Below are 24,802 nucleotides of genomic sequence, written 5' to 3' on the forward strand. Positions count from 1 at the left end.
CGCGCGGCGTATGCCGCTGCCCGCGCCGGGTGAGCGGCCCGATCAGGACGGGCAGGTGGCGGTGAATTCGAAGGGCTCGGTCGTGGCAGGGGAGCCGTCGAGGCCTGCGGTGCCGGTCATCCGGTAGGTGTCGCCGGTCTTCACCACCTCGGCGGTGCCCACGACATCCTTCTGGTACCACCATGATTCGCCCCGGCTGTCGCGGACGGCGAGGATCGCCGACCGGGGCTGTGGCGGATCGGTGGCGGTCACCTCGGCGGCGAGCGGGCTGCCGGAGATCTGGATGCTGACGGCGCCGTTCGCGGTGGCGCAGTGGACCGCGCCGTCGGGGTGCTGGTCGACACCGTTCAGCGTGACCACGGTCCGAGCGGTTCCCTGCGGGGTGGTAACGGCGGCCGGTGTCGCGTCGGTGGCCGCGGCGGCCGCCGGTAGCTCCAGCACGGCCGCGTCGGCGGCGGTCACGTAGATGTCGCCGGCGGTGTCCACGGCCAACTGGTCCGGTTTCGACAGGTGGGTGAACGGAACCACCGTCGCGGTGGTCGCGCCCGCGGCGAGTCGCAGTATCCGATCGTTGTCGCGGTCGGCGACGTAGACGGTTCCCTTCGCGTCGACCGCCACCGCGCGGGCCGCGGCGAGCCCGGGGAACGGCAGCACCGTCGAGGCCGTCGCGCCCGGGGTGAGCTTCTGCACCCGGCGCAGGTCGGCGATGTAGACGTTGCCGACGGCGTCCACCGCGACACCCTCGGGCGCGGACAGACCGGGGAAGGGCAGCACGGCCGGGGCGGCGGCACCCGGCGCGAGTTTCAGCACCCGGTTGCCGGGCGTGTCGGTGACGTAGACGGTGCCCGCGCCGTCGACGGCCACACCGCCGATCGACCCGATCCCGGTGAACGGCAAGGTGGTCGGCGCATCCGAGCCCGAGGCCACCTTCACCACCTTCGGGCCGTAGGACACGTACAGCGTGCCCGCGGTGGCGGCGATCGGGCCGATGCTCCCGGATCCGGTGAACGGCAGGATGTCCGGGCTCCCGGAGCCGGCCGCCAGCCAGAGCACCCGGCCGCCGGCGGCACCACCGCGATCGCTGACGAACACGTCGCCGTCCTTGTCCACCGCGATTCCGCCCGGGTCGGTGAGGCCGGTGAACGGCAGCGCGGCCGGTTGCGCGGACGTAGCGGCGGGGGCACCCGCGGTGGAGGTGAGGGGGCCGGCCCGCAGCGCGGGTTTCACGGAATCCCTGCTCCCGCAACCGGTTGCCGCGACCGCGGCGATCATCGCGACGGCGGCGAGCACCGCCGTCGAACGGCCGATGGAATACATCGCGGCGAATCTCCTCTGCGCAGCGAACGAGTGACCCCACGGCGGGCCCGCGTCCACGACAATCGTCGCCGCCGGAGGTCACCGTCGGGTCACGGCGGCCGCGTTCGGCCTGCCGACAGCGGATTCACGCTGTCCCGGAACGGCCTTCGCGCCATCGCGTGACGGCGGTCAGCACCGCCTCCTCGTCCTCGACGGCGTGCGCGCCGGAGGCTCGGATGGCGCCGAGCACGATTCCGTCGTCGGCCTGGCGCACGACGATCACCGCGCCGCCGACATCGAGGACGGCGACGGCCAGCGGCGGGAACCCGCGCTCGTCGCCGACCGCCAGCGCGGCGTCCACCAGCCGATCCGCATCGGCGAGCGAAAGTCCGGGCAGGCGTGGGGTTTCGGTCATGGATCGAAACCAGCCGGGACCGTACCGCCGACGGCTCGCGGTGTCGCGCAATGGTACCGGTACGTTTCGAACGTATCTCGCAGCCGTATCCGATGATACTTCCGCGTTAACACACGGGATCCCAAAACCACCTCTGTTGACAGCGCCGCCACCCGAATCCACCCTGATTACGGGATCCCAAAATCGGGTTCGGATCCGACGGAAGGCGTGGGAGATGAGTACAGCGGGCCGGGAGGGACCGGGCACGGCGCCGACTACACCGGAGGCCGTATCTGACAGCGGCACTGCACATTTCGTCGATGCCGGGGCGAGTGCGCTGCTGTCGCGGATGCAGGCGGTGGTCGAGGGGCTACGGGCCGGGACCGCCGCCGATCGCACGACGCTGCGGATCGACCTGCCCGAGGCGGGTTGTTCGGTGGCCACCTGTGCGGCCGAGTCGTGTGCCGCCGGGGTGCGATCCATCCGGCGGGACGCGAGTCTGCCGCAGCGCGACCTGGAGACCGTGCGCTGGATCGAGCAGCACCGCACCCTGTTGGTGCAGCCGGATTTCTCGGTGCCGCCGCATCCGCCGCAGGCGCTGCTCGAGGTGTACGGGGTCGGCGCGCAGATGCTCGCACCGATCGTTCGTGACGGCGTGATGGTGGCGTGGCTGTCGGTGCACAGCATGGCCGAACGTCCCTGGTCCGAGGCGGATCGAGCGGCGGTGACCGCGGCCGCGGAGCGGATCGGGGACCTGCTCTCGTACTCGGAATAACCCCCGAATATCGAATATCGAGTAACCGAGGATATGTCATGTCGACGAACACCCACGAAGTACATCTGGATTTCACCGAGGAGTACGAGCACGAACCGGTACCGATGCAGGCGCGTCGCAGTCTTTCCTCGATCGCGGCGGTGTGGTTCGGATTCCCGATGAACCTCGGCAACACCGTATTCGGCGGTGTCATCGTCTACAACCTGGGCACGGTGGCCGGGCTCAGCGCGATCCTGCTGGGCAATCTCGCGCTGTTCGGCTATGTCGGAGCCCTGAGTTTCATCGCCGGCCGTACCGGGCGCAGCTTCTCGCTCCAGGCCGCGGCGACCTTCGGTGACCGCGGCCGGATCATCGCGGCGGCCTTCCTCGCCACCGTGGTGCTCGGCTGGTTCTCCTTCCAGATCGGGCTCACCGGAACCACATTGCGCGGCGCGCTGGGCTGGTCGGCGGTGGCGGCCGCGATCATCGGCGGCGTGCTCTACACCGCGGTCACCATCGTCGGGATCCGCGCGCTGTCGTGGCTGGGGATGATCGCCGCGCCGCTGTTCCTCGTGCTGGCCGTCGTCGCGCTGATCTTCGGGGCCTCGCACGGCTCGATGTCGTTCGGCGACATCGTCTCCTATCACGGGGCCGGGACGACATTGTCGTTCGGCGCGGCGGTCAGCATCGTGATCGCCGGATTCGCCGATTCCGGCACCATGACCGCGGACTTCACCCGCTGGTCCAGCAGCGGACGCTCCGCGGTGGCGGCGACCTTCACCGCGTTCCCGGTGGCGAACTTCCTCGCCTACGCTATCGGCGGCCTGGTGGTCGCCGTCGGCGGCTCCAAGGACCCGGCCACCGACGGTGGCGGCTTCCTGGATCTGCTCACCGGTCACGGTGTCGCGCTGACGGCCGTCGCGGTGGTGTTCGTCTTCATCAACCTCGGCTCGGTGGCGTCGCACTGCCTCTACAACGGCGCGGTCGGCTGGTCGGGCATCACGAAGTTCCGGATGCGCACGGTCGCGATCGTGCTCGGCGTCGTGGGCCTGATCGTCGCGGCCACCGGCGTGTGGTCCTCTTTCCTCGACTGGCTGAACCTGCTGGGCATCTTCGTGCCGCCGATCGGCGCGGTGCTGATCATGGATCAGCTGGTCCTGCGCCGCGATTCGATCGCCGCGCTCGCCTACCGGCCCACCGCGTTCGCCGCCTGGGCGCTCGGCGCGGCGGCGGCCACCGCCTCGCACTACCTGGTGACCGGATCGATCGACTCGCTGGTCGGAATCGTCGCGGCCGCAGTGGCTTACGCGGTACTGGAACCCGCCCGGCGGTACGCCGCGGCGCGGCGGACGACGGCGCCCGCGGCCGTTTCGAGCGTGGCGGCGTGACGGCCCCGACCGCGGTGGAATCGGCCCGGCTGGTCGCCGCCGGCGAACTGACACCGACCGAGCTGGTCGAGGCGGCCCTGGCCCGGCTGGCCGACACCGATCCGGTGCTGCACGCGTTCTGCACCCCGACCCCGGAGATCGCCCGGGAACGGGCGCGCCGGGTCGAACGGCAGCTGCGCGACGGGACCGCGGGCCCGCTGGCGGGCATTCCCTATGCCGTCAAGGATCTGCTCTGCACCAAGGGAATTCGCACCACCTCGGGCTCGGTGGCCTACGCGGACTTCGTCCCCGACACCGACGACATCTCGGTCGAACGGCTCGACGGCGCCGGTGCGGTCAGCCTCGGCAAGACCAACGCCAGCGAATTCGGCTACAGCGCCTCCGGCCGCAATCCACTGTTCCCCGAGACCGTCAACCCGTGGGATCACCGCCGCACCCCCGGCGGGTCGAGTGCCGGTTCGGCGGCGGCGGTCGCGGCGGGCATCGTTCCCTTCGCCCTGGGCAGTGACGGCGGCGGTTCGATCCGGATCCCGGCCGCGCTCACCGGCCTGGTCGGTTTCAAACCGTCGATGGGCCGGGTGCCGGTGTACCCGGGCTGCCGCGATCACCGCTATCCCGGTGTATCCGGCTGGGAGAGCATCGAACACATCGGCCCGCTGGCGACCACCGTCGCCGACATCGCCTTCGTGATGCACGCGCTGGCCGGGCCCGATCCCCGCGACCGGCACACCGTCCCGGGCGGTGACGTCGACTGGCTCACCACGACAACCGATCCCGGTCCGCGCGGGCTGCGCATCGGATACACCCCCGACTACGGCTACCTGGCCGTGGATCCGGAGGTGCGGGCCGCCGCCGACCGCGCCGCCGCCCTGTTCGCCGCCGAACTCGGCGCCCACGTCGAATATTTCGTGCCCACGTGGCCGGATCCGGCGCCACATTTCACCGCCCTCATCATGTCCGAGACCGACCTGGTCGGAATGCGGGCGATGGCCACCGAACTCGGTGACCGGATGTCCGGGCACCTGGTCCGAATGCTCCGCCACGACTGGACCGCAGAGGATTTCACGCAGGCTCTGCTGATGCGCAAGCAGGTCGTCAACGACATGGTCACGCAGATGCGGCGTTTCGACCTGATCCTCAGCCCCACCAGCGCCGTCCCCGCCTTCGAACTCGGCATCGAGGGCCCGGCCCGCATCGACGACCGCGAGGTGACACCCACCGCCTGGCAGGGATTCACCCCCATCGCCAACCTGACCGGCCAGCCCGCCGTCAGCCTGCCGGCGGGAACCACCGCCGCGGGCCTGCCGGTGGGGATCCAGCTGATCGGCCCGCACCTCGGCGACGCCACCGTACTGGCCGCCGCCGCGGCCTACGAACGCGCGGCACGCGACTCGGGCATGTGGACCCAACCGGCCGGGCTGCCGCGGGAACGGCGGGTGCGATCGTCGTGACGCTGTGGGGAGGACACGCCAGGCGGTGTGCCGCATACGCAGCGCATGCACTCGGAACGGTTCTTCGACGACCGCCGCAAGCTGGTGGACTTCGAGGACGACATGCTGGTGCAGTGCCCGCAGTGCGGCAGGACCGCCCATGTGACACCGGCGCCAGAACACGTCGGTCGCCCAGGTCGCATGCCCGGGGTATGCGAACATATGTTCTATGACTGACGCGGTGCCGGAGGCGGCGATCCTGCATGCCGATCTGGATTCGTTCTACGCGTCGGTGGAGCAGCGCGACGATCCCCGGCTGCGGGGGCGGCCGGTGATCGTGGGTGCGGGGGTCGTGCTGGCGGCCAGTTACGAGGCCAAGGCGCTGGGGGTGCGGACGCCGATGAATGCGCGGCAGGCGCTGCGGCTGTGCCCGCAGGCGATCGTGGTGCCGCCGCGGATGTCCGCGTACGCGCGGGCCAGCAGAGCGGTGTTCGAGATCTTCCGCGACACCACGCCCGAGGTCGAGGGGCTGTCGATCGACGAGGCGTTCCTCGACGTGCACGGGTTGCGGCGGCTGGCGGGGACGCCGGAGGCGATCGCACACGGGCTGCGGGAGCGGGTGCGCGCGGAGGCCGGACTGCCGATCTCGGTGGGGGTGGCACGCACCAAATTTCTCGCAAAGGTCGCCAGCGCGGTCGCGAAACCCGATGGGCTGCTTGTCGTTCCGCCGGATCGGGAGCTGGACTTCCTGCACCCGCTCCCGGTGGAACGACTCTGGGGCGTCGGCGACGTCACGGCCGCGAAGCTGCACGAATACGGCATCACCCGGATCGGGGAACTCGCCGCGCTGGGCGAACGGTCGTTGACGTCGATGCTGGGGCCCGCGGCGGGGCGGCACCTGTACGCCCTGTCCTGGGCCCGGGATCCGCGGCGGGTCGACACCGGCCGGCGACGGCGGTCGATCGGCGCCCAGCGCGCACTGGGGCAGCGGCCGCGGTCGGCGGGCGAGATCGACGCCTATCTGGCCGGTCTCAGCGATCGGCTCGGTCACCGGCTGCGCGGAGCGGGGCGGAGGTGCCGAACGGTGGTGCTGCGCTTGCGATTCGGCGATTTCACCCGAGCGATCCGCTCGCACACCATGATCGAGGCCACCGACGGCGGCGCGCTGCTGCTGCGGACGGCCCGCGCGCTGCTGGCCGAGGCGATGCCGCTGATCCGGGAACGTGGCCTGACCCTGATCGGGCTGTCGCTGACCAATCTGGAGGAGGCTGCCGCCGCCGGACAGCTCACGCTGCCGCTGGGCGGGCGGCCGGCGGCCACCCTCGACGCCACCCTGGACCGATTGCGGGATCGCTACGGTGCGGGCACCGTCATCCGCGCGGCGCTGCTGGGGCGCGGCGAGGGGTTGTCGGTGCCGGTGCTGCCGGACGGGAACGGCTCACCGGGGGAGTAGGCCGCGGCCGACCAGATCGTCGAAGAGGATGCGGTCCACCGGGGGCACCCGGTCGCGGTCGGCGTAGGTGAACCAGGCGATCTCGTCGATCTCGCTGCTGGGCGCCAGGGTTCCGGCGAAATCGGCTGTGTAGCAGGCCATTCGCACGACCGTACCGGGTGCCTCGGGTACGGCGGCGGCGTAGGTGCCGACGTGCGCGACCGTCTCCGGCAGCAGGGCCACCGTCAACTCCTCGTCGATCTCGCGCAGCAGCGTCTCCGGATCCGATTCGCCGCCCTCGCGTTTGCCGCCGGGGATGTAGAAGACGTCCTTGCCGCGCGGGCGGGCGCAGAGGATGCGCCCCTCCGCGATCAGCACCCAGGCCACGGTATCGATGAGCCGCTCGGCGGGTGTGTCGAGGAGCCGCTCGGCGGGTTGGCTGCGCACCGCAGCAGCCTACCCTCGCCACGGAATGCGCCCACATGTCACCGCCCGATGCGACGATGCGTGCATGAGCGCCGATCTTCGCCTCTCCTCTCCGGCCGGGCGGTGGGTCCTGCTGGCCACCGTGCTCGGGTCCGGGATGGCGATGGTGGATTCCACCGTCGTGAACGTCGCACTGCCCCGGATCGCCGGGGAGTTCGGCGCGTCCATGGCGGGCCTGCAATGGACGGTGAACGCCTACACGCTGACGCTGGCCGGGTTCGTGCTGCTGGGCGGGTCGCTCGGCGACCGGTACGGGCGGCGTCGGGTGTTCGTGATCGGGGTGGTGTGGTTCGCGCTGTCGTCGGCGTTGTGCGCGGCGGCGCAGGACATTTCGATGCTGGTGGCGGCGCGGGCGCTCCAGGGGGTGGGTGGCGCGCTGCTCACCCCGGGTGCGCTGGCTATCATCCAGGCGTCCTTCACCCCGGACGACCGGCCGCGCGCGGTCGGGGCCTGGTCCGGGCTGGGCGGCATCGCGGGGGCGGCGGGGCCGTTCCTCGGCGGCTGGCTGGTCGACGTGGCCGGGTGGCGCTGGGTGTTCCTGCTGAATCTGCCGCTGGCGGTGCTGGTGGTCGCGGTCGCGGTGCGGCACGTGCCGGAGACCTCGGACGACAGCGCGCACGGCCGTTTCGACGTGCTCGGCGCGGTCCTCGCGGCGGCCGCTCTGGCCGGGGTCACCTACGCGCTCACCGAGGCGCCGACGCACAATGCGAACCGGCCGCTGGTGGTGGCCACCGCGGTGGCGGGGATCGCGGCCGCGGCGTGGTTCGTGCTGGTCGAGCGGCGTCGCTCGCACGATGCGGCCGGGCCGCAGGCGATGCTGCCGGTTCAGGTGTTCCGGTCGCGGCAGTTCACCGCGGTGAACGCGGTGACCTTCGTGGTGTACGGGGCCATGGGCGTGGTGTTCTTCCTGCTGGTACTCGCCCTGCAAGTGGTGTCCGGATTCTCGCCGATAGTCGCGGGCACCGCGATGTTGCCGGTCACCGTGATCATGCTGGCCCTGTCCGCACCCGCCGGCGCGCTGGCCCAGCGGATCGGCCCCCGCATCCCGATGACCGTCGGCCTGGTGGTCGCCGCCGCCGGAATGCTGCTGATGCTGCGGGTCGGCCGGACTTCGAGCTACTTCGGCACGGTGCTGCCCGCGGTGGCGGTCTTCGGCCTCGGCCTCTCGGCGATGGTCGCACCCCTGACCGCGACGGTGCTGGCCTCGGCGGACCCCCGCCACGCAGGCATCGCCAGCGGCGTCAACAACGCGGTCGCCCGCGCCGCCGGCCTGCTCGCGGTGGCCGCGATCCCACCCCTGGCCGGACTGGGCGGCGAGGCCTATACCGACCCCGCCCTCTTCGCCTCCGGCCTGCACAGATCCCTGCTGTTCTGCGCGGTGGCGATGCTGGCCGGCGCGGTACTCACCGTATTCACGGTCTCCGACGACGCACTACGAGCCGTGCCGAAAAGCCTCACCCCGCAATGCAAGACACATTGCGCCGTGGGGGCGCCGCCGCTGGACCGGGTACCGGGCGAGAGCTGAGCCCGAACCGTTTCGGCCACAGCCGCTTTCGCCGGGCCCCGCTGGCCGGTTCGCAATGCGAGGCATTCGCGCAGCAACCGGCTCGGCACCAGCGGAACAGGTGTCGCCCCGCGACAGGCGTGGCGGCCCGGCGGTGGATTGCCGATCACCGGTCGCGGTGCGGCAGCGAGCAATTCGGCCGATCCGGTGACCGGGACGCCGCGGCGGAGCCGCGACGTGAGCGCCAACCGGGCGCAGATCGCCGAGGCGGCGGCCGCGGTGTTCGAGCGGCAGTCGTTCGCGCTGGTGGTGCGGGGACCGGGTGCGGCCGGGTTCAGGCCCGCGCCGGCGCTCGGTCGGTGAGGTAGCGGGCGGCGATCTCGGCGCCGTCGGTGTGGATCTGTGGGGCGAGGGTGCGGGCGCGGGCGGTGATGGTGGGTGAGAGGGCGTGGGCCAGGGCCGCGGTGAGTGATTCGACGGTCGGTTCGGCGGGGTGGGCGACGCCGATGCCGAGGTCCTGCACCCGTTGGGCCCAGTAGGGCTGATCGTAGGTGTGCGGGACCACCACCTGGGGGGCGCCGGCGCGGGCGGCCGTCGTCGTGGTGCCGGCGCCGCCGTGGTGCAGCACCGCGGCGACCCGGGTGAACAGCGCCTGCTGGTTCACCTCGCCGATCAGCAGGGTGTCCGGATCGTCCGCTGCGCCGAGGTCGGCCCAGCCGCGCGACACCACGGCCCGGCGGCCGAGCGCGCGCACCGCCGCCGCCAGGGTGTGGCCGTCGGCGCGGGTGCCGATGGTACTGCCGAAGCCGAGGAATACCGGTGGCTCGCCCGCGTCCAGGAAGCGCAGCAGTTCCGCGGGTAACGGGGTGTCGTCGGGCAGGATCCAGGCGCCGGTGGCGGTCACGGCCAGTTCCGACGGCGCCGGCCACGGGCCCAGCAGCGGATCGGCGGCCAGCAGCGGGCGGGCGGTGAGGACGTGGTCGCGGACGTTCGGCACCGGCGCCAATCCCCGTGCGGCACGCTGGGAGTCCAGCGGAGTGCGCCAGATCTCGTTCCAGCGCCGCGCGTCCCGGGTCCAGCGGGTGCGATTGTCGGCCGTGGCGTCGGCGGGCGGGCCGGGCATCGGGATCGGCGCGTGCTGCGGCGAGGGCAGTGTGATCGGGCAGTAGCACGCGAAAGTGTAGGGAATGCGGCGCATCTCGGCGATCGACGGGGCGGCGATCTGCAATGCGCCGCAGCCGACGAGCAGGTCGGCGTCGGCGGTGGCCTGTTCCAGAGTCTCGAACTGCCCGGCGACGGTGTCCGGGATGGTCCGGCGCAGCGCCTCGGCCGACGGCCGGCCGGCAGCGCCGAGGATCGGCCGCAGTTCCGGGCCCAGCGGCACGAACTCGAATCCGGCCCGTTCGACGAACTGCCGGAAATCCGGCGGCGCGCACACCCGGATCCGATGATCGTGATCCCGCAGCCGCGTGGCCAGGGCCAGCATCGGCTGCACCTCACCGCGCGAGCCCACCGTCGACAACACCGTTCGCATCGCATGTCCTCCTCATCCCGGCCGGGTCGCAGCAGCCCGGGAATGTCCGCGAGACCGTGCGTCCGACAACCTCGCGACCTGCGATTCTGCACCATGGACGGGGGATTGTGGCAAGCGCACCCCACCCGATATGTTGAAACGGGACAGATATCCACTCGGCGCCAGGCAATTGTGCCGCCGCCGGCCGCCGGCCGCATTCCGAATGCCGTGCGAAATTCGGACATTCGGCCGCGCGACGCACACCCGTCACCCATTCGATTCCCGGTCGTCGACCGCGAATCACCCGGGCTCGAAAGTCCCGGGCAATTCCGATACGGATATCGCGCTCATTTCGGTGCGGCAGCTGTTCCGGACGGCATTCGCACTGGTTCCCGCGGCACCTCACCCGGCGCGGCGATGCCGTAACGGGTGACGGCGAGCGCGGCCAGCCAGGCAGCGGCGGCCGCGAGAGCGAGGAGGTGCAGTCCGGACACGAAATGCGGCCCCGACGGCGCACCGGCCACCGCCCCGAAGATCGCGACGCCGCTGGCGGTGCCGATCTGCCGGGCGGTGTTCGACACACCGGTAGCCAGCCCGGACCGGCCCGGCGGCGCGGCCGCCACCACCGCGGCCACCACCGACGCCGTGATCAGCCCGGCGCCGACGCCCAGCAGCACGAATCCGCCCAGCAGCCAACCGAATCCGGACGTGCGCGCGGCGCCGAGCAGCAGCAGCGAACCCAGTGCGGCACAGCCACATCCGGCGCTCACCACCCCGCGCGCACCCCAGCGGGCGGTGCAGCGCCCCGCCACCGGCGCGAGCACGACCAGCGGAACCGCCAACGGCAGCACCGCGACTCCCGCGGCCGCCGGGGACAGCCCGCGCACATCCTGGAGGTACAGCGTGCCGACGAACAAGATGCCGTTGAAGATCAGGTTGCCGGTCAGCGCCACCAGATTGGGACTCAGAAAAGCCCGGCGGCGCAACAGATCCAGCGGCAGAATCGGATTCTCGCTGCGCCCGGCGGACCACCCGGCCACCGCCAGCGCCGCCACCGCGCCCCCGCCGACCGGCGCCAGGACACCCGCCCCCGCACCGTGCCCGGCGGCGATCACGGTGCAGACCAGCCCGCTGAGCCCTGCCACGAACCCGGCCAGCCCCAGCACATCCAGCCGGCCACGCCGATCCCCGCGCCGATCCGGCACCGCCCACAGCGCCGCGGCGATCGCGATCCCGGTGAGCGGCACGTTGATCCAGAACACCGGCCGCCAGCCGAACCACCCCACCAGCAGCCCACCCAGCACCGGCCCCGCGGGCAGCGCCAGCGAGGAGAAGGCGGCCCAGGTCCCCAGCGCCCGCGCCTGCTCGCCGCGCTCCGGGAACACGTCGACGATCACCGCCATGGTGCTCGGCAGCAGCAGCGCCCCACCGACCCCCTGCACCACCCGCCCGCCGACCAGCACCGTCACCGTCGGCGCGAGCGCGCACGCCAGCGACGCGACCCCGAACAACGCGAATCCGGCGAGCAACACCCGCCGGTGCCCGAACCGGTCACCGAGCGTGCCACCGGCGAGCAGCAGCCCGGCGATGGCCACCACATACCCGTCCACCACCCATTGCAGCGTCGCCACCCCGGCGTGCAGCCCGCGCCCGATCCCGGGCAGCGCGACATTGACGATGGTGACATCGAGCAGGACCAAAAACATCCCGGCGCACATCACCGCCAGCACGCGATGCCGCGACGGCGTTCTCCGTGAAATCGAGGAAATCATGCTCGCAGTGTTGCCCCGAAACGCTTCGGCCCCGGCCGAAACATGACCGCACGCATGCCGCGTCGCAGCCGATTACCGTGCCGGACAAGATGATCGGTGCGGCGACCGCCACGCCGCCGATCAGTCGGCGGCGGGCTGCTGCCGTCGGTCCCCGCCACCTGCTGCCGTATCGCCCGAAGTCGGCCGGTGCCCGCCGACGACCGCGCGTCGCCGCTGCGCCACCCCGCCCCGCACCGACCGGTGCACGCGACTCCTCCGGATCCCGCAGGCCCTCGGCAGCGGTGGCCCGGGGCCACCTCGCATCAGGGCCACGCCGGAGCAGCCACCTGCGCGACAGCGGTGTCGGCCGCCGTGGCCGGGTTGCCGCCGCCGATCCAGCCCACGACAACATTTCGGTGGGCGCCGAAATGTTTCGGGGGCAGACTCGGAGTATGTCCGATCATCGAAGTCCGCACGGATATGCCGATATCGCCGCGGTCGGGTCGCTGCTGGCGGATCCGACGCGGGCCCGGGTACTGGCGGCGCTGGCCGACGGGCGGGCGCTGCCCGCCTCGGTGCTGGCCGCAGAGGCTGGGGTGGCGGCGTCGACGGCGAGCGAACATCTGACTCGGCTGGTCGGAGGCGGGTTGCTGGTGGTGGAGCGGTCGGGGCGGCATCGGTACTACCGGCTGGCCAGTGCGGAGGTGGGGACCGTGATCGAGGCGATGGCGGTGCTGGCCCCGGTGCTGCCGGTGCGGTCGTTGCGCGAGTCGACCCGGGCCGCGGCACTGCGCCACGCCCGCAGTTGTTACGACCATCTCGCCGGGCGGCTGGGGGTCGCGGTGACGGCCGCATTGCTGGCGAGGCAGGCGCTGGTCCGGGTCGACGGGCTGACGGGAATCGAACGGGCGGAAGGGGATCCGATCTCGGCACCGCTGGCCGAGCATCCCTATCGGCTGGGGCCGGCGGCCGGGCCGGTCTTCGAGGAACTCGGGGTCGATCTGGCCGAGGTGCGCGGTCGGCGGCGACCGCTGCTGCGCTTCTGTGTGGATTGGAGCGAACAGCAGCACCATCTCAGCGGGGCCCTGGGGGCGGCGGTGCTGACCCGGATGGAGTCGGCGGGATGGGTGACCCGGCAGGATTCCCGGCGCACGCTGCGGCTGACGGACGGCGGCGCACGGGCGCTGGATCGGATCCTGGGGGTCGACCTCGCCGCCTGATCGGGGCGCTCAGGCCAGTTTCTCGGCTCGTTCCCGCAGTCCGGCGGTCATCCCGGCGAATCCGCGCCGCATCGCCGCGCCCAGGGCCGCGGACACCACCGGGCGCAGCCAGCCGTTCAGCTCGAAGTGGGAGGTGTAGCGGCAGTGTTCGTCGTCGATCGGGGTGAGCCGCTGGGTGCGCAGGCTGTGCAGCGCGCCGGCCGGGACCGGCTTCATGGTGTAGGCGAATTCCGTTCCGGGCGTGTGTGATCGGATGAACTCGCGCTGCCGGCGCGGATGCGGCCCGGTCAGTTGCACCAGCATGTCGATCGGCTCGCCGGGACGCAGCGTGGTCCGGCACTCCAGGACGAACGGATTCCACTCGCCGTAGGCGGCGAAGTCGGTGAGCACACCCCACACCACGTCGGCGCTCGCCCCGATCTCGACGCTCTCGTCGATCACAAATCCCATGCCGGTCACCCTAACTGAAACATGTTCTATTTGCCCGCCGCGGCCGGCGGCGCGTCGGCAGTGAGCACCCGGGCGATCAGCAGCCGGGCCGCGGCGTCCACCCGGGCATCGTCCCCGGTGACCAGGCGGTCCTGGAGCAGGCCGCGGATGCCGGAGATCAGTACCGTGGCGGTCGCCTCCGGGTCGGCGACCGTGGGGTGGAAGCGCGACAGCGTGGCGGTGAGCGTGTCGACCAGGACGTGCACCGCGTCCTCGGCGTATCCGCGGAACGGGCTGCCCGGCACCGAGGCGACGCCGAGCACCTGCAACAGCACCCGGGTGCCGGCGATCCAGCCGGAAGTGGTGTTCACACAGAACGATTCGGACAACGCTCGCCGGAGCGCGTCCAGATCCGGTACGCCGGAGAACATCCCGGCGATATCGGGCCGTTGCGTCTCCAGCGCGGCGATCAGCATCTGCTCCTTGGTCCCGAAGTAGTGGATGAGCATGCGGGAACTCGTACCCAGGTACTCGGCCAGCGGCCGCAACGACAACTCGGTGAGACCGTACTCGGCGAGGTACGCGATGACGCCGGACAGCAGTTCGGCTCGGCGGGCATGATCGAGTGGTCGGGGCACCGGTCGACTCTAACCAAGCGCGTCACCAGCCGAAACACGCCGGTGGTCGGTCCGGATGGGCTACACTGGGGTCAGCTCGACTTCGGTTCGCCGACAACGCTGTAGGGATCAACAGCTGTAGGGTTCAGCAGCAACAGCGTCGTCCGCCGGCCAGCTCTGCGGTAACCAAAAAAGAACTACTGCATCAGTGGCGGCCACCCGTCTCTCGAATCCTGCCGCGATCACGCCGTGTCGGCTGACGGACACCCGGCGTGCGCCCCGGCCGCCGCTGCCTCTCCCACCCCATCGAAGGAGGCCGGTATGCGGCTGGGACTCGACTATGCCGGTGGCCGACCCGGCGGCGCCGCGATCGCCGCCGCCGGATACACGTTCGTGGTCCGCTATCTCAGCGACGGCGGCCCCGGGCTCCCCGGCAAACTGCTCACCCCCGCCGAGGCGGATGATCTGCGCGCCAACCACATCGATATCGTCGGCAACTGGGAGACCACCGCGACCCGGATGCTCGACGGCTACGACGCCGGCGCCCACGACGCGGAAGCCGCACTCGCACAGGTACTCGCGTGCGGCGGCAGCGCGGGCCGTCCCGTCTACTTCTCCGCCGACTTCGACGCCACACCCGCGCAACAGGTCCCGATCGACGCGTATCTGCGCGGCGCCGGCACCGTGTTGCAGCCCGCGAATGTCGGTATCTACGGCGGCTATTGGCCGGTCTCACGGGCGCTGGACAACGGCACGGCGGCCTGGGCATGGCAGACCGGCGCCTGGTCCGGTGGCAACATCGACTCCCGCGTCAATCTGTACCAGCGCATCGGCTTCGTCTGGGTCGGTGGCGTGGAGTGCGACGAAAACGAGGCTCACACAGACGATTTCGGGCAATGGTCGGTATTCGGCAAGGGAGGCGACATGCAGTTGACGGACACACTGACAGACGCATACGGCAATCCGGTGTCGGTCGGCGACATACTCAAGTGGATCAGCTTCCACGCCGATCTCACCGTCGACGGGATCGGCGGGCCCGGCTCGCGGTCGAGCCTGCCGCCCGACCAGAAGATGACCGGCCACCCCGCCCTCGGCGGCCGCACCATCGTCGGCGCGATCGCGGAGATCGGCCAGGCCCTGAAACTGCCGGGCTTCGACCCGAGCCAGGAGATGTAGGTTGCGCGGCGAGATCCCGCGCGCGGCTTGACTGTAGCGGTTGGTACAGGTATCCCTGGACCGCATGGGTGTAACGACTGCTTCACAAACGCGCGGTGTCGTCGTGACCGGGATGGCCGCCACCACCTCGCTGGCGGCCGATCTCGCCGCGACCTGGGCGGGGCTGCTCGACGGGCAGAGCGGAATCGGGGTGCTGGAGGACGAATTCGTCGCCGAATACGATCTGCCGGTGCGCATCGGCGGCAAACTGAAACAGCCGCCGGGGGATCGGCTCACCCGGGTCGAGCAGCGGCGGCACTCGTTCGTCCAGCAACTGGCGCTGGTACTGGGCCGGCAGGTGTGGGCCGACGCCGGCGCCCCCGAGGTGGACGGCGAGCGGCTGGCGGTGGCGATCGGCACCGGGCTCGGCGGTGGCGACGCGTTCGTCACGGCGGTCGACGCCATGCGCACCGGCGGCTACCGCACGGTGCCACCGCTGACGGTGCCGATGGTCATGCCGAACGGGCCCGCCGCCCGGGTCGGGCTCGAATTCGGTGCCAAGGCAGGCGTGTACGCGCCGACCTCCGCGTGCTCCTCCGGTGCGGAGGCCCTCGCGCACGCGTGGCGGCTGATCGCCACCGGCGAGGCCGACGTGGTGATCGCCGGTGGCGTCGAGGGATTCATCGAGGCGGTGCCCATCGCCAGCTTCGCGATGATGCGCGCGATGAGCACCCGCAACGACGACCCGGCCCGCGCCTCCCGGCCCTTCGACCGGGACCGGGACGGCTTCGTCTTCGGCGAGGCCGGGGCGCTGCTGGTGCTGGAGTCCGCGGAGTTCGCGGCCGCGCGCGGCGCCACCGTGCACGGCCGGTTGCTCGGCGCCGGAATCACCTCCGACGGCTATCACATCACCGGATCCGAGCCGGCGGGCGCCGGGGCCGCGCGGGCGATGCGGAAGGCGATCGACACCGCCGGGCTGACCCGGGCCGACATCGGGCACGTGAACGCGCACGCCACCGCCACCCAGGTCGGCGACGCGTCGGAGGCCAACGCCATCGCCGCCGTCACCCCCGACGCCAGCGTGTACGCGCCGAAATCGGCACTGGGGCATTCGATCGGCGCGGTCGGCGCGCTGGAGGCGATCCTCACGCTGTGCACGCTGCGCGATCAGCTGGTCCCGCCGACCCTCAACTTCGAGCGCCCGGATCCGGCGGTCGAACTGGACATCGTGCACGGCACGGCCCGGCCGCAACGGCTCGAGCACGCGCTGAGCAACTCGTTCGGATTCGGCGGCCACAACGTCACGCTGGCTTTCGGCCGCGCCTGATCCGGCGGCGTCACGATCGCGGTGAACATAAACCTGGTGGCGGCCGTGACCGTGCGATTCGATACGGTTTCCTGAGGTAGTTGTGTCGAGGTCCCGAGGTTGCCGATGAGTGAAGTGTCGATCGCGTGGGTGGATGGTGTCCTGGAAACCATCGACCAGCGTGCGCTGCCCCGAGAATTGCGGCCACTGCGGATCACCACGGTCGACCAGGTCATCGACGCCATCAAGACACTGGCGATCCGGGGCGCCCCGGCGATCGGGGTGTCCGGCGCGTTCGGGGTGGTGATCGCCGCGCAAACCCATCCGGACGAGCCGGACCGGGTCCGGGCCGAGGCCGCGCGCATCGCGTCGGCCCGGCCCACCGCGGTGAATCTGGCCTGGGGGGTGCAGCGGGCGCTGTCCCGGCTGGACGAGGGCGCTCCGGCCGTGCTGGACGAGGCGCTGGCGATGCTGGAGGAGGACGGCCGGGTCAACCGCGCCGCGGCCGGCCACGCCGCCGACCTGTTGCAGCGACTGCTCCCGGACCGCCCGCTGCGCGTTCTCACCCATTGCAACACCGGGCGGCTGGCCACCACCGCCTTCGGCACCGCCCTGGGCGCGCTGCGTGTGCTGCACGAACGCGGCGCACTGGAATCGGTGCTGGTCGACGAGACCCGGCCGCTGCTGCAAGGCGCCCGGCTGACCGCGTGGGAGCTGGCCGAGGCCGGCATCCCGCACCGGCTGACCATCGACTCGGCCGCCGCCTGGGCGATGGCGACCGGACAGGTCGACGCGGTGATCGTCGGCGCGGACCGGGTCACCGCCGACGGCTCGGTGGCCAACAAGATCGGCACCTACGCGCTGGCGCTGGCCGCCCACCACCACGGCCTGCCGTTCGTGGTGGTCGCCCCGGAGTCCACCCGCGACCCGCTGACCGCCACCGGCGGCGAGATCGTCGTGGAGGAGCGGGCCGCGGCCGAGATCACCCACGTCGCCGGGGTCGCCACCGCACCGGCGGACACCGCGGTCTTCAACCCCGCCTTCGACGTGACGCCACCGGAGCTGGTCACCGCCGTGGTGACGGAGAACGGGCCGGTCGGCGCCGTGCGGTCGCCGCAGGGCGGCAACCGGAACACCGGTAGTGGCGGCCGCGCCGACGACGACCCCAGGACCGGAGGCAACGGCCGCCGCGACGACAATGACGGCAGCCACCGGGCCGCCGGTGACGGCGGCCGGGGGAACGCCAGTGACAACGGCCGCGAGCCGGGCAGTGGCCGCACACTTGCCTCGAATGCCGGTGCCGCCGAGCATGATTCGGCCGGGCAGCGGATCGCGGTGATCTCCCGGGAGTTGTACGCGGCGGGGTGGATGCCGGGGACGGCCGGGAACATCTCGGTGCGGGCGGGGGATTCGGCCCTGGTGACCGGAAGTGGTCTGTCCAAGGGCGAACTCACCGCGGCGGACACCGTCGAGGTGCGGATCACCGACTCCGCCAAGGTGTCCGGTGCACGGAAACCGTCGGCGGAGACCACCATCCACACCGCGGTATACCGGGCGACCGGCGCCGCGGCGGTCGTGCACGTGCACCCGCCGCACGCCACCGCGCGGTCACTGGGCGCCGGGGAATCGTTGCGGTTCACCGGCTACGAGCTCATCAAGGGACTCGGGGCGAGCGAAACCATTGACATTCCGGTGTTCGCCAATCACCCTGACGTACCGCGCATCGGTGCCGACATCGAGCGCTACCTGATCGAGCATCCCGACGCGCCGCCGGTGCTGTTCATCGTCGGCCACGGCATCACCGCGTGGGGCGCGAGTCTGGCCCAGGCCCGGGACCGCGCCGAATGCCTGGAGGCGATGTGCGAACTGGTGACGCTCACCGGCCGCCGCGAGATCTGATCCACCCGCCGTTCCCGAGGAGGAACCGACAATGACGCTGTTGCAGATCATGGCCGACACCGACGCTGCCGACGTCAAGCTGCGCACCACCGACGCCGAGGTCATCGCCGCCGAATTGACCAGCCGCGGTATCGTTTTCGACCGCTGGCCCGCGCTGGAGAGCGTGACCGCCGCGACCACGAACGAGCAACTGCTCGCCGACTACGCCGACCGTCTGGGCGAACTCAACGCCGACGGCCGGTACAAGCACATCGATATCGCCCGCATCCACCCCGACGACAGCAATCCGGACTGGTCGGCCACCGCCGCGGGCGCCCGCGCGAAATTCCTCGCCGAACATCGGCACGCCGAGGACGAGGTCCGTTTCTTCGCCGCTGGTGTCGGCTGCTTCTATCTGCACCTGGGCGACGAGGTGCTGGCCACCGTGTGCTCGGCCGGTGATCTGGTGTCGGTGCCCGCGGGCACCCGGCACTGGTTCGACATGGGCACCCGGCCGGAGTTCGTGGCGGTCCGCTTCTTCGAGGAGGAGGACGGCTGGATCGGCGACTTCACCGGCGAGACCATCGGTGAGCGGTTCCCGACCCTGGACGAGCTGCTGTCCGACGCCACCGCCGGCCGATGATCACGACGATCGTCGTCGACATCGAGGGCACCACCAGCCCGACGGCCGCGGTCCGCGAGGACCTGTACGGCTATACCCGGCAACGACTTCCGCAGTGGCTGGCCGACAACCGGGACGGTGCGGCCGGTCCGGTGCTGGCCGCCACCCGGGAGCTGGCCGGTCGGCCGGACGCCGAGCCGGCCGAGATCGCCGACATCCTCGTCGGCTGGCTCAACGCCGACGTGAAGGCCGAACCGCTGAAGACCGCGCAGGGCGTCATCTGCGCGGAGGGCTTCCGCGAGGGGGCGCTGCACGGCGAGTTCTTCCCGGACGCGCCGCCGGCGCTCACCGCCTGGCATGCTGCCGGGATCACCCTGTACGTCTACTCCTCGGGATCGGTGCGCAATCAGCAGGACTGGTTCGCGCACGCCCGCGGCGGCGAGCTGGCGTCACTGATCAGCGGCTGGTTCGACCTCAACAATGCCGGGCCGAAGCGCGAGGCCGCCTCCTACGAGAAGATCGCGGGGGCCGTCGGCGTGCCCGCCGACCGGATCCTGTTCCTGTCCGACCATCCGGACGAGATCGACGCCGCGGCCGCGGCCAGCTGGCACGCGGTCGGCGTGACCCGTCCCGGCGAGCCGAATGCGCCACGGCCACCGCATCGGTGGATCGGTTCCTTCGCCGAACTCGATCCGGCCGCACCGTAACCGGACGCCGGGACACCTCCTTGTGTCCCACACCGGCGGCCGCTCAGACGCGGCTGGTGGCCTGGTGGATCAGATGCTCGATGAGGGTGGTGAGCACGGTCTTGCTGGAGTTGCGGTCACGGGCGTCGCAGAGCACGACGGGGACGTGGCCGTCCAGGTCGAGGGCGTCGCGGACCTCACCGGTGGTGTAGACCGGGGCGCCGGTGAAGCAGTTGACGGCGACGGTGAACGACAGCCCGCGGCGTTCGAAGAAGTCGATCGCGGCGAAGGAGTTGTCCAGGCGGCGGGTGTCGGCGAGCACCACCGCGCCGAGCGCGCCGCGGGCCAATTCGTCCCAGAGGAACCAGAACCGGTCCTGTCCGGGCGTGCCGAACAGGTACAACACCAGCGAGTTGTCGATGGTGATGCGCCCGAAGTCCAGGGCGACGGTGGTGGTCCGTTTGGTTTCGACACCGGACAGGTCGTCGACACCGGAGGACAGTTCGGTGATGAGTTCCTCGGTGCGCAGCGGAGTGACCTCGCTGACCGAGGCCACCATCGTGGTCTTCCCGACGCCGAAACCGCCGGCGATCAGGATTTTCACCGAGGCGGCCAGAGCCGCAGGGTCATTGGTGTTAGAGAACGCTTCGGGCACGGTGTGTTTCTACAGCTTTCGGATTCCGTCGAGTACGGCACGCAGCATGGACAGTTCATCGGCCCCGGCTGCGTCGGTGCGAGCGGGCGCCCGGAAGTTCAGGTGCCCGTCGTTGATCAAATCACCCACGAGGATCTTCGTCACCGCCAGCGGCAACCGCAGCACCGCCGACACCTCGGCGACCGACTGCGGAACATGGCACAACCGGAGAATCTCCGGGTACTCCGGCTCGGGACGCCGCAACGGCACCGACGACGACTTGGTCACCACCAGCGTCAGCATGTCCAGTTCACGGCCCGAGCCGAGGGTCCGGCCACGCGTGACCGCGTACGGACGGACCAGCGGACCCGCGTCGTCGTCGAACCACGACTGACCGAAACGCGTCATGACGTCCGCGGCCCCGCATGCTCACCGAACCCGGACCGCGCCTCGGTACCCAGATACGGGCCCACCCGCGCCACCGTCAGATTCATCTCGTACGCCACCATCCCGACATTCGCGTTCTCACTGGCCTGCAACGCGATACACGCATTATCCCCGGCCGAGGTCACGAACAACACCGCCCGGTCCAGTTCGATCACCGCCTGCCGCACCCCACCCCCGTCGAACCGCATCCCCGCCGACCGCGCCAAACCGTACAACGTCGCCGACATCGCCCCGAAATGCTCGGCATCCTCCCTGCTCATCGACGTACACCGGCCCAGCAGCAACCCATCGGTGGAATGCACCACCGCGAACCGCACCCCCGCCAGGCGATCCACCAGATCATCGAGCAGCCAATTCAGATCACCTGCGTGGGAAGAGGTCACCTTCGCCTTCCTGTTCTTCCGGTCGAACGGCCGCGGTCGCATCCTCGACGACTCGACGGCCCTGACGCGTGCCATTGTTGATGGCGGACATCAGATCTCGTGCCTGCTCCGCCGAACGTGGCCGCTGCGAACCGGCTTCCGTGGTGCGCTGTTCGGCAAGTTCGGGGGCCAGGCTGGCCTGCTTGCGCCGCCGCGGCAACGGCGGCCGGGTCGGATACCCGTTGCGCGACACCGTGGGTGGGTTGTGCGGCGCCGCGGGAGCGCTGTGCGGCGCGGGCGGGACGTGGTGCGGGCCCGCGGGCGCGCGCCGCGGCGGTTCCGGCGGCGGCGGCGAGAACTGTTCGGCGACCGGCAGACTCGCGAATCCGGCCGCGACCGGCGCGGCCACGGGCGTCAGCGCCGCCACGGCCGGCATCTCGCCGGTCATCGGTGGATCGGGGATGCGGGTGAAACGATCCGGCAGGTGGTCGACCACCATGCTCTCCGCGGCGATCAACGTGGTCGGCACCAGCACGATGGCGCGCACGCCGCCGTAGTCGGAGTCGGTGAGCCGCACCGAGATTCCGTGCCGGTTGGCCAGCTGCGCGACCACGAACAGACCCAGCCGGGAGTCCGCCGACAGCGTCGCGACACCGAAATCCGGTGGCTGCCGCAACATCTCGTTGGACCGCTGCATGGCGTCGGACGGGATGCCCATGCCCTGGTCGGTGATCTCGATGACCACGCCCTTGCCGACCACGGCCCCGGTGATGTCCACCCGGGACTCCGGCGGGGAGAAGGCGGAGGCATTGTCGATCAGTTCCGCGAGCAGGTGGATGAGGTCGGCCACGCCCGCGCCGACGATGTGGGTCGGTGGCATCCGGGAGGTGCGCACCCGCGCGTAGTCCAGGGTCTCGCCGACGGCGCTGCGCACCACCTCGACCAGCGGCACCGGCCGCCGCCACTGCCGGCCGGGCTGGCCACCGCCGAGGATGACGAGGTTCTCGGCGTTGCGGCGTTCCCGGGTGGCCAGGTGATCCATCCGGAACAGGGTGTCCAGCATGACCGGATCCTCCTGCCGCGATTCGGCGTCGTCGAGGATCTCCAGCAGCCGGTGCACCACCACCTGGCTGCGGTGGGCGATGTTCAGGAACACCGCGCGCACTCCCTCGCGGGTGCGGGCCTCGGTGATGGCGGCGGACACCGCCGCGGTGTGCGCGCGGTTGAACGCGCGGGCCACCGCGCCGACCTCGTCGGAGCCGAAATCCAGTTGCGCCGCTTCGGCTTCCACGTCGATGTCATCGCCCGCGGCGAGCCGGCGCATCAGCTCCGGCAGCCGGTCCTCGGCCAGCGACAGTGTTTCGGTGCGTAGTCGTTTCAGGCGCCGGATGAGCCGGTTGGCCAGCCAGAGCGCGACCACGAAGGCCGCCAGCGAGACCAGCAGCGCGCCGCCGCCCGCCAGCAGCGAGTTCTGCGTGGTCTTGTTGACGGCGACCAGCGCAGCGTCGGTACCTCGGGAGGACTGTTTCAGCCACAGGTCCAGCACCTGCCGGGTGAGCTGATCGTAGGCCGCGCGCCAGTCGGCCACGCTCAGCGGCGGGGGCGGCGTGGGTCCGCCCGCCTTGGCCGGGGCCGGCGGGTGGATGATGTAGTCCTCCATGGCCGACAGCTGCTGCCAGGCCGGGGAGGCGATGATCGCGGCCGCCGCCTGACTCTCCGAACCGGCCAGTTGGTGCACCAGCCGGGGCAGTTCGGCATGGTAGAAGCCGACGTTGTCCCGGTATTCGGCCATCAGCGCCGACGGTAGGGTCTGGCCGTTGAGCACGGCGGCGGTGAGCGAGGCGCTGCGCGCCATCGACTCCATCGCCAGCAGCACCCGCACGCCCTTGTCGGTCTCCAGGGTCGAGGTCACGCTCGGCGAGCCCTCCATCACCACCTGGCTGCCGGTCACCACGCCGTCCAGGATGCGGGTGTAGAGGCTGTAGACGTCCGGGATGGCCATCGCGCCCGCGTCCACGGCGGCCCGGATATTGGGCAGCATCTTCTGCAATGTGTCGAAACTGCCTGTGTCGTAAGCCATCCGGTTGGCGAACTTGTCGTTGATGGCCTTCTGGGTGGGCGCTATCGCCCGCAGTGCGTTATCCACCCGCTGCCGCGCCTGGGCCAGCCCGACCGGGTCCGGCTGCTCACCGGCCAACTGCCACAGCGACAGCATCCGCTCCTGTTCGAAGGCGGCGACCATCTCCCGGCTGGTACCGCTGGCGCTGGACAGCACCTGCAACCAGTCGTGCGAGTTGTGACTCTCGTTCAGCAGGTAACCCGCTGTGCCGACGCCGATTCCGAACAGCGCCACACTCGGCACGAAGGCGATGACGAGCACTCGGGCGCGAATACCGACCGTCCGCTTGAACATCGGCACACCGTAACCGGTTCCAGTCCGTGTGGGACCGAAACCCCGGTATTTGAGACATATCTCAACAACCGGTCGGATCCATACCCGAGTGAAGCTTCGGGATGATGTATTGCGCTGCGCGAGAATCGATCAGGGCAGCGCTTGAGCCGTGGCTCGCGCGATCAGATGCTCCACCAACGTCATCAACACCGATTTACACGAGTTGCGGTCGCGGGCGTCGCAGAAGACCACGGGTGTGTACCCGTCGAGATCCAGAGCGTCACGAACCTCGTCGGTGGTATACACCGGGGCACCTTCGAAACAGTTCACCGCGATGGTGAACGTCACCCCCCGCTTCTCGAAGAAATCGATCGCCGCGAACGAACTCTCCAACCGGCGGGTATCCGCGATCACCACCGCACCCAGGGCACCACGAGCCAATTCATCCCACAGGAACCAGAACCGATCCTGACCCGGAGTACCGAACAGATACAGCACCAGACCCGAATCGATCGTGATACGCCCGAAATCCAACGCGACAGTCGTGGTCTTCTTACCCTCCACACCGGAGAGATCGTCGACACCCACCGACGTCTCGGTGATCAACTCCTCCGTACGCAGAGGCGCCACCTCACTGATCGACGCCACCATCGTGGTCTTACCGACCCCGAAACCACCGGCGATCAGGATCTTCACGGAAGCGGCCAGCTGTTGTTGCCCGGCCGCGGGGTCAGAGTCTACGAATGCCATCGAGAACCGCTCGCAATACATGTACGTCGTGGGGGCCGTCGGTCTGCACCGGCGCCCGGAAATCGAGGAAACCCTCGCCGATCAGATCGCCGACGAGGATCTTGGTGACCGCCAGCGGCAGGTGCAGCGTGGCCGATACTTCGGCCACGGATTGCGGCACCTGGCACAGGCGCATGATGTCCGTGTACTCCGGCTCGGTGCGTCGCAGCCGGGGAGCACGGGGGGCGCTCACCACGAGGGTGAGCATGTCGAGGTCATGACCAGCACCGACGGTACGGCCCCGGGTCACCGCGTAGGGACGCAGCAACGGAGCGTCTTCGTCGAACCAGGAAGTGTCGTAGTGCGTCATGGCATCC

Annotated in this window: 25 protein-coding genes; 12 read left to right on the plus strand and 13 right to left on the minus strand. The window is 70.7% G+C overall.

The window, feature by feature from the left end:
• Positions 1-42: 42 nt before the first annotated feature.
• Together LBW94_RS05725 and LBW94_RS05730 are read right to left on the minus strand one after the other, a co-directional pair.
• The gene (locus tag LBW94_RS05725; protein WP_225062461.1) at positions 43-1,317 is read right to left on the minus strand and encodes a lipoprotein LpqH; all 1,275 of its coding nucleotides are present in this window, start codon (positions 1,315-1,317) and stop codon (positions 43-45) included.
• Positions 1,318-1,441: 124 nt separating this feature from the next.
• Positions 1,442-1,711: a hypothetical protein gene (locus LBW94_RS05730; RefSeq protein WP_225062462.1), complete on the minus strand. Its 270-nt coding sequence runs from the start codon at positions 1,709-1,711 to the stop codon at positions 1,442-1,444.
• A gap of 214 nt (positions 1,712-1,925) precedes the next feature.
• Here LBW94_RS05730 and LBW94_RS05735 point away from each other — a divergent pair, with 214 nt between their 5' ends.
• From LBW94_RS05735 to dinB, 4 genes are all read left to right on the plus strand, one after another.
• Positions 1,926-2,465 (plus strand): GAF domain-containing protein, encoded by a 540-nt coding sequence (locus LBW94_RS05735; RefSeq protein WP_225062463.1) that lies wholly within the window; start codon positions 1,926-1,928, stop codon positions 2,463-2,465.
• 38 nt (positions 2,466-2,503) lie between these two features.
• Positions 2,504-3,832 carry a purine-cytosine permease family protein gene (locus LBW94_RS05740; RefSeq protein ID WP_225062464.1) on the plus strand — a complete coding sequence of 443 codons (1,329 nt, stop codon included), beginning with the start codon at positions 2,504-2,506 and terminating at the stop codon, positions 3,830-3,832.
• A complete protein-coding gene (locus LBW94_RS05745; protein WP_225062465.1) occupies positions 3,829-5,283 on the plus strand; it encodes an amidase in 1,455 nt (484 codons plus the stop codon). Before LBW94_RS05740 ends, LBW94_RS05745 begins: the two co-directional genes overlap by 4 nt.
• Positions 5,284-5,491: 208 nt before the next feature.
• On the plus strand, positions 5,492-6,715 hold the full coding sequence (dinB, locus tag LBW94_RS05750) for a DNA polymerase IV (RefSeq protein WP_225062466.1): 1,224 nt from the start codon (positions 5,492-5,494) through the stop codon (positions 6,713-6,715).
• Here dinB and LBW94_RS05755 read toward each other — a convergent pair.
• Positions 6,701-7,141, minus strand: a complete 441-nt coding sequence (locus LBW94_RS05755) for an NUDIX hydrolase (RefSeq protein WP_225062467.1) — start codon at positions 7,139-7,141, stop codon at positions 6,701-6,703. The two genes, dinB and LBW94_RS05755, sit on opposite strands and share 15 nt — an antisense overlap.
• A 64-nt stretch (positions 7,142-7,205) precedes the next feature.
• Here LBW94_RS05755 and LBW94_RS05760 point away from each other — a divergent pair, with 64 nt between their 5' ends.
• Positions 7,206-8,705: an MFS transporter gene (locus LBW94_RS05760; RefSeq protein WP_225062468.1), complete on the plus strand. Its 1,500-nt coding sequence runs from the start codon at positions 7,206-7,208 to the stop codon at positions 8,703-8,705.
• Between the two features lie 216 nt (positions 8,706-8,921).
• Positions 8,922-9,047 (plus strand): hypothetical protein, encoded by a 126-nt coding sequence (locus tag LBW94_RS05765; RefSeq protein ID WP_255635296.1) that lies wholly within the window; start codon positions 8,922-8,924, stop codon positions 9,045-9,047.
• Here the strand turns inward: LBW94_RS05765 and LBW94_RS05770 are convergent.
• Positions 9,019-10,218: a glycosyltransferase gene (locus LBW94_RS05770; protein WP_225062469.1), complete on the minus strand. Its 1,200-nt coding sequence runs from the start codon at positions 10,216-10,218 to the stop codon at positions 9,019-9,021. The two genes, LBW94_RS05765 and LBW94_RS05770, sit on opposite strands and share 29 nt — an antisense overlap.
• Before the next feature lie 326 nt (positions 10,219-10,544).
• Positions 10,545-11,903, minus strand: a complete 1,359-nt coding sequence (locus tag LBW94_RS05775; RefSeq protein ID WP_255635297.1) for an MFS transporter — start codon at positions 11,901-11,903, stop codon at positions 10,545-10,547.
• Between the two features lie 497 nt (positions 11,904-12,400).
• On the opposite strand from LBW94_RS05775, the gene LBW94_RS05780 reads away from it, so the two are divergent.
• The gene (locus LBW94_RS05780; RefSeq protein WP_225062470.1) at positions 12,401-13,168 is read left to right on the plus strand and encodes an ArsR/SmtB family transcription factor; all 768 of its coding nucleotides are present in this window, start codon (positions 12,401-12,403) and stop codon (positions 13,166-13,168) included.
• 9 nt (positions 13,169-13,177) lie between these two features.
• On the opposite strand, the gene LBW94_RS05785 is transcribed toward LBW94_RS05780, so the two are convergent.
• Both LBW94_RS05785 and LBW94_RS05790 read right to left on the minus strand, forming a co-directional pair.
• Positions 13,178-13,618, minus strand: a complete 441-nt coding sequence (locus LBW94_RS05785; protein WP_225062471.1) for an SRPBCC domain-containing protein — start codon at positions 13,616-13,618, stop codon at positions 13,178-13,180.
• A 26-nt stretch (positions 13,619-13,644) separates the two neighbouring features.
• The gene (locus tag LBW94_RS05790; protein ID WP_225062472.1) at positions 13,645-14,235 is read right to left on the minus strand and encodes a TetR/AcrR family transcriptional regulator; all 591 of its coding nucleotides are present in this window, start codon (positions 14,233-14,235) and stop codon (positions 13,645-13,647) included.
• A 300-nt stretch (positions 14,236-14,535) separates the two neighbouring features.
• Between LBW94_RS05790 and LBW94_RS05795 the strand changes: the two genes are divergently transcribed.
• From LBW94_RS05795 to mtnC, 5 genes are all read left to right on the plus strand, one after another.
• Entirely contained in the window at positions 14,536-15,390 is an 855-nt protein-coding gene (locus LBW94_RS05795) for a glycoside hydrolase domain-containing protein (protein ID WP_225062473.1), read from the plus strand.
• A 64-nt stretch (positions 15,391-15,454) separates the two neighbouring features.
• Positions 15,455-16,696 carry a KasA/KasB family beta-ketoacyl-ACP synthase gene (locus LBW94_RS05800; RefSeq protein ID WP_225062474.1) on the plus strand — a complete coding sequence of 414 codons (1,242 nt, stop codon included), beginning with the start codon at positions 15,455-15,457 and terminating at the stop codon, positions 16,694-16,696.
• A 105-nt stretch (positions 16,697-16,801) separates the two neighbouring features.
• A complete protein-coding gene (gene mtnA, locus LBW94_RS05805; protein WP_225062475.1) occupies positions 16,802-18,574 on the plus strand; it encodes an S-methyl-5-thioribose-1-phosphate isomerase in 1,773 nt (590 codons plus the stop codon).
• 31 nt (positions 18,575-18,605) lie between these two features.
• Positions 18,606-19,196: a 1,2-dihydroxy-3-keto-5-methylthiopentene dioxygenase gene (locus LBW94_RS05810; protein ID WP_225062476.1), complete on the plus strand. Its 591-nt coding sequence runs from the start codon at positions 18,606-18,608 to the stop codon at positions 19,194-19,196.
• Positions 19,193-19,882, plus strand: a complete 690-nt coding sequence (gene mtnC / locus LBW94_RS05815; RefSeq protein WP_225062477.1) for an acireductone synthase — start codon at positions 19,193-19,195, stop codon at positions 19,880-19,882. The genes LBW94_RS05810 and mtnC overlap by 4 nt, the downstream gene beginning before the upstream one ends.
• Before the next feature lie 43 nt (positions 19,883-19,925).
• On the opposite strand, the gene LBW94_RS05820 is transcribed toward mtnC, so the two are convergent.
• From LBW94_RS05820 to LBW94_RS05845, 6 genes are all read right to left on the minus strand, one after another.
• On the minus strand, positions 19,926-20,465 hold the full coding sequence (locus LBW94_RS05820; protein ID WP_225062478.1) for a GTP-binding protein: 540 nt from the start codon (positions 20,463-20,465) through the stop codon (positions 19,926-19,928).
• A gap of 60 nt (positions 20,466-20,525) precedes the next feature.
• Positions 20,526-20,903, minus strand: a complete 378-nt coding sequence (locus LBW94_RS05825) for a DUF742 domain-containing protein (protein WP_266269984.1) — start codon at positions 20,901-20,903, stop codon at positions 20,526-20,528.
• Positions 20,900-21,325 (minus strand): roadblock/LC7 domain-containing protein, encoded by a 426-nt coding sequence (locus LBW94_RS05830; RefSeq protein ID WP_225062847.1) that lies wholly within the window; start codon positions 21,323-21,325, stop codon positions 20,900-20,902. The genes LBW94_RS05825 and LBW94_RS05830 overlap by 4 nt, the downstream gene beginning before the upstream one ends.
• Entirely contained in the window at positions 21,303-23,717 is a 2,415-nt protein-coding gene (locus LBW94_RS05835) for a sensor histidine kinase (RefSeq protein WP_225062755.1), read from the minus strand. The genes LBW94_RS05830 and LBW94_RS05835 overlap by 23 nt, the downstream gene beginning before the upstream one ends.
• 129 nt (positions 23,718-23,846) lie before the next feature.
• Positions 23,847-24,446, minus strand: a complete 600-nt coding sequence (locus LBW94_RS05840; RefSeq protein WP_266269986.1) for a GTP-binding protein — start codon at positions 24,444-24,446, stop codon at positions 23,847-23,849.
• Positions 24,427-24,795, minus strand: a complete 369-nt coding sequence (locus LBW94_RS05845) for a DUF742 domain-containing protein (RefSeq protein ID WP_225062810.1) — start codon at positions 24,793-24,795, stop codon at positions 24,427-24,429. Before LBW94_RS05845 ends, LBW94_RS05840 begins: the two co-directional genes overlap by 20 nt.
• Between the last annotated feature and the right edge of the window lie 7 nt (positions 24,796-24,802).

The organism is Nocardia sp. alder85J (assembly GCF_020176955.2).
Lineage (GTDB): Bacteria > Actinomycetota > Actinomycetes > Mycobacteriales > Mycobacteriaceae > Nocardia.

Excerpts from the sequence above, each read along its gene's own strand:
- LBW94_RS05825 (WP_266269984.1), bottom strand. The coding sequence starts at position 20,903 with ATGACGCGTTTCGGTCAGTCGTGGTTCGACGACGACGCGGGTCCGCTG.
- LBW94_RS05770 (WP_225062469.1), bottom strand. The coding sequence starts at position 10,218 with ATGCGAACGGTGTTGTCGACGGTGGGCTCGCGCGGTGAGGTGCAGCCG.
- LBW94_RS05780 (WP_225062470.1), top strand. The coding sequence starts at position 12,401 with ATGTCCGATCATCGAAGTCCGCACGGATATGCCGATATCGCCGCGGTC.
- LBW94_RS05845 (WP_225062810.1), bottom strand. The coding sequence starts at position 24,795 with ATGACGCACTACGACACTTCCTGGTTCGACGAAGACGCTCCGTTGCTG.
- LBW94_RS05795 (WP_225062473.1), top strand. The coding sequence starts at position 14,536 with ATGCGGCTGGGACTCGACTATGCCGGTGGCCGACCCGGCGGCGCCGCG.
- LBW94_RS05835 (WP_225062755.1), bottom strand. The coding sequence starts at position 23,717 with ATGTTCAAGCGGACGGTCGGTATTCGCGCCCGAGTGCTCGTCATCGCC.
- LBW94_RS05840 (WP_266269986.1), bottom strand. The coding sequence starts at position 24,446 with ATGGCATTCGTAGACTCTGACCCCGCGGCCGGGCAACAACAGCTGGCC.
- LBW94_RS05785 (WP_225062471.1), bottom strand. The coding sequence starts at position 13,618 with ATGGGATTTGTGATCGACGAGAGCGTCGAGATCGGGGCGAGCGCCGAC.
- LBW94_RS05725 (WP_225062461.1), bottom strand. The coding sequence starts at position 1,317 with ATGTATTCCATCGGCCGTTCGACGGCGGTGCTCGCCGCCGTCGCGATG.
- dinB (WP_225062466.1), top strand. The coding sequence starts at position 5,492 with ATGACTGACGCGGTGCCGGAGGCGGCGATCCTGCATGCCGATCTGGAT.
- LBW94_RS05740 (WP_225062464.1), top strand. The coding sequence starts at position 2,504 with ATGTCGACGAACACCCACGAAGTACATCTGGATTTCACCGAGGAGTAC.
- LBW94_RS05810 (WP_225062476.1), top strand. The coding sequence starts at position 18,606 with ATGACGCTGTTGCAGATCATGGCCGACACCGACGCTGCCGACGTCAAG.
- LBW94_RS05730 (WP_225062462.1), bottom strand. The coding sequence starts at position 1,711 with ATGACCGAAACCCCACGCCTGCCCGGACTTTCGCTCGCCGATGCGGAT.
- LBW94_RS05735 (WP_225062463.1), top strand. The coding sequence starts at position 1,926 with ATGAGTACAGCGGGCCGGGAGGGACCGGGCACGGCGCCGACTACACCG.
- LBW94_RS05760 (WP_225062468.1), top strand. The coding sequence starts at position 7,206 with ATGAGCGCCGATCTTCGCCTCTCCTCTCCGGCCGGGCGGTGGGTCCTG.
- LBW94_RS05775 (WP_255635297.1), bottom strand. The coding sequence starts at position 11,903 with ATGTTTTTGGTCCTGCTCGATGTCACCATCGTCAATGTCGCGCTGCCC.
- mtnA (WP_225062475.1), top strand. The coding sequence starts at position 16,802 with ATGAGTGAAGTGTCGATCGCGTGGGTGGATGGTGTCCTGGAAACCATC.
- mtnC (WP_225062477.1), top strand. The coding sequence starts at position 19,193 with ATGATCACGACGATCGTCGTCGACATCGAGGGCACCACCAGCCCGACG.
- LBW94_RS05800 (WP_225062474.1), top strand. The coding sequence starts at position 15,455 with ATGGGTGTAACGACTGCTTCACAAACGCGCGGTGTCGTCGTGACCGGG.